We start from the raw sequence: 2,686 nt of genomic DNA on the forward strand, positions 1-2,686 counted from the left end.
TCGATGAGCCGGTACAGCTGGTTCGCCAGCACCCGCAATTCCCTCATCGAGGTCTGGGAAAAGTCCTCGATCGCCAGTGCTCGTTCCAGCCACACGGACTCACGCTCACCCCGCCGGGAGCGGAAAACATCAACATCAAGGAGAGTTTCTCCGGAGAATCCCGCGACCGGCGGCGCTGCCGGTCCCGAGATCTCGGGTGAAATCGTGGTGTCGGGGTATAACTGCTGTGTCATGGTCAAATCCTGTGCTGGTGCGTCACCGCGCCTTTTTCTGGACCCGGTACTCTCCTGACACTAACCAGAAGTACGCCAAAAATACACTCAGTACGCTGATTTTTCTCATGATGCGCTCACTGCACCATCCTTCACGTGCCCCCCGTAGGGAACACGCACGCACGTAGGCACGCATGCCTGGTGCTGCTCCGACGTTGATACGGGGTTAGTGGAGGGGGGAAACCCACATCTCGACCTGCACGCGGGCCGCGAAGGCCCTCAAGTCCCGTTCGTCGTCCTCGGTGAAGGCCCGGGGCCGGTCATCAATCAGGCACAGCGTTCCGATCCGCCACCCACCGGCCGTGGACACGGGATGGCCCGCATAGAACCGGACTTCCGGCCCGTCGACGACCAGGGGATGATCCCGGTAATCGGGGTCGGTGCTGGCATCAGTGATCACCAGGGTCCGATCCTTCTCGATGGTCTTTGAGCACAGGGCAACCTCGCGCGGCAAGTCCTGGCCGATCGGGCCGACGACGGACTTGATGATCTGGGAGTCCTCGGTGATCAGGGCGATCGAGGCCGAGCTGACACCGAAGTAGTCCCGAGCCTGGACAGTGATCCGGTCGAATCTTTCCTCCGCGCCCGTCTCAAGCAGCCCCGACTCATACAGGGCATGGCAACGCCGGAACTCCCGTTCATACTCCACATCGTCGACAGGCGCATCCGCCCCGGCATCACCGGCTTTGTGGAAGGCACCCCCTGGAGCGTCAGGTGAGGCATCGGAGGTAGTGCTGCTGGTGCTGGAATCCCCGGCAGCTGGCACGTGGAAGGCATACCCGTCCGGGGAGAGAACCAGGGCCCGGAGGTAGTCGCTGTACCCGGAGCCGGCGGTGACGTCATCAGTGCTGTAGTGGGCGCCGTCGACGAGGGACCCTGTAACATCCAGCAGCTCGTTGATGGTCTGCGCTACCAAATCCCGCTCCAGGGTCGGGAGCATGACCAGGCCCGTCAGATACCCCGCGACGTCAACCTCGTCGGCAGCCCCGCCGATACTTCCGTAAGCCACGAACACGTCATCGACGCGCAGGTTCGACGCACGGACGGTCTGAAGAGCAGTCCACTGCTGCACATAGACATCCAGCACATCCAGTCCTTCCATCATTCCTGACTCGTGGCAGGAGCCAGATAATTTCAGTTCCAAGGATAAAGGTCCGCGCACGTCGTCTCATATCAGCTTCATCACACGGCCGTGGGTCGACACCGGGGGAATAGCCGTGCTGCACCGCCAGTCGCGAGGTGGAGGAAGCCGGTGGTGCTCCTACCGCGCGGAACAATGAGCTGCGTACCAACGCTTCATCATCGCCGACAACACACAGTCCACGATCAAGGCCTTCGACGTCACCGAGAGGCAGAAACTCCGACCGGATCTTGAGGGCGTCCCGTTTCACTGGTCGATGGACGCAGATTCACCTCTTCGCGCAGAGGCGGTATCAGGGGTCCTCACGCTCTCAATCCCGTCATTACTAAAAATCCAGTGCTGATCTCCCAGGTGCCCGCCGATCATCCGTAAGCTCGGGAAGCTGCGAAAATCAGAGCATGAGCATGAGCGACGGTCCGTGGTCTTCGGGGGCCCTTGAGGCAGAAGACACTTCTTTGGTGCAGCTTCCTACCGAGGTGATCCATGCTCTCAGCAGGGGAGACCTGGAGGCTGCCCAGGCGTTCTCGAACACAGCTGTGGCTCCGGATGTCCTAACACCGTATTTGGTGTCGCCGGAGGGACTGGATGTGTGGCGGATGAGCAGCGAACAGGTTGCCGCCGCACCAGGTAAGACAGGGTGGGTTGCCCGATTAATCGTGGATTTCGGGGCTCAACGGACCGTCGGATGGGCGGGTTTCCGTGGCCCTCCTGATCCTGTCGGCGTGGTGGAGATCGGGTATGCCGTGGATCCGGTGCACCGGCGGAAAGGCTACGCCGAAGCGGCTCTTGTCATCCTGTTAGAGAAAGCTGAAGCCCTCCCGGAGGTCCGCACCGTCAGGGCCAGCCTGAGCACCGATGATCTGCTGTGCCGGCGATTGGTGACCCGGTACGGTTTCGTGAACGTCGGGGAACACAAAGACGATGAGTCTGAGCGGCTCGCCATCTTTGAGCGAACCCTGCCACCCCATATGCCTTCGTTAAGGCCTCGGAAGGAAAGTGACGACGTCGGATCGGGCTCATCCGAACCGGCAGGCGAGGCCCTTGCGGGGCACGAGCAATTGGAAATCCCCGCGCACCCGGCGGCGGCTTTGTCCTTGGGCCAACGCCTGGCAACCTTCGTCCGGAACCTCACTGGTCGTTGACAGCCGGGACTGGGTTCAGGTGCTGAAGTGGGTTTGGGCCGGGGTGGTGCCGATGCTGGTGACGAGTTGCTCGGCCAGGGCTCGGAGTTTGATGTTCTGGCCGTTGGAGGCGCGTTGCAGGATTCCGATGG

The 2,686-nt window shown here is 61.7% G+C and carries 3 protein-coding genes; 1 reads left to right on the plus strand and 2 read right to left on the minus strand.

Annotated elements, in window-relative coordinates; all coding sequences use genetic code 11:
• The coding region (locus Y705_RS16545; protein WP_155849853.1) for a hypothetical protein at window positions 1-233 on the minus strand (233 nt) is incomplete at its 3' end.
• Window positions 234-438: 205 nt separating this feature from the next.
• Window positions 439-1,377, minus strand: coding sequence for a GAF domain-containing protein (locus Y705_RS16550; protein WP_081737695.1), 939 nt, complete (start codon window positions 1,375-1,377; stop codon window positions 439-441).
• Window positions 1,378-1,817: 440 nt separating this feature from the next.
• Between Y705_RS16550 and Y705_RS16555 the strand changes: the two genes are divergently transcribed.
• Window positions 1,818-2,555, plus strand: coding sequence for a GNAT family N-acetyltransferase (locus Y705_RS16555; protein WP_081737696.1), 738 nt, complete (start codon window positions 1,818-1,820; stop codon window positions 2,553-2,555).
• The last annotated feature ends 131 nt before the right edge of the window (window positions 2,556-2,686 follow it).

Source organism: Arthrobacter sp. H41 (genome assembly GCF_000520535.1).
Classification (GTDB): Bacteria; Actinomycetota; Actinomycetes; order Actinomycetales; family Micrococcaceae; genus Arthrobacter_D.

Coding starts and splice junctions, on each gene's coding strand:
- Y705_RS16555 (WP_081737696.1), top strand. CDS start 1,818: ATGAGCGACGGTCCGTGGTCTTCGGGGGCCCTTGAGGCAGAAGACACT.
- Y705_RS16550 (WP_081737695.1), bottom strand. CDS start 1,377: ATGATGGAAGGACTGGATGTGCTGGATGTCTATGTGCAGCAGTGGACT.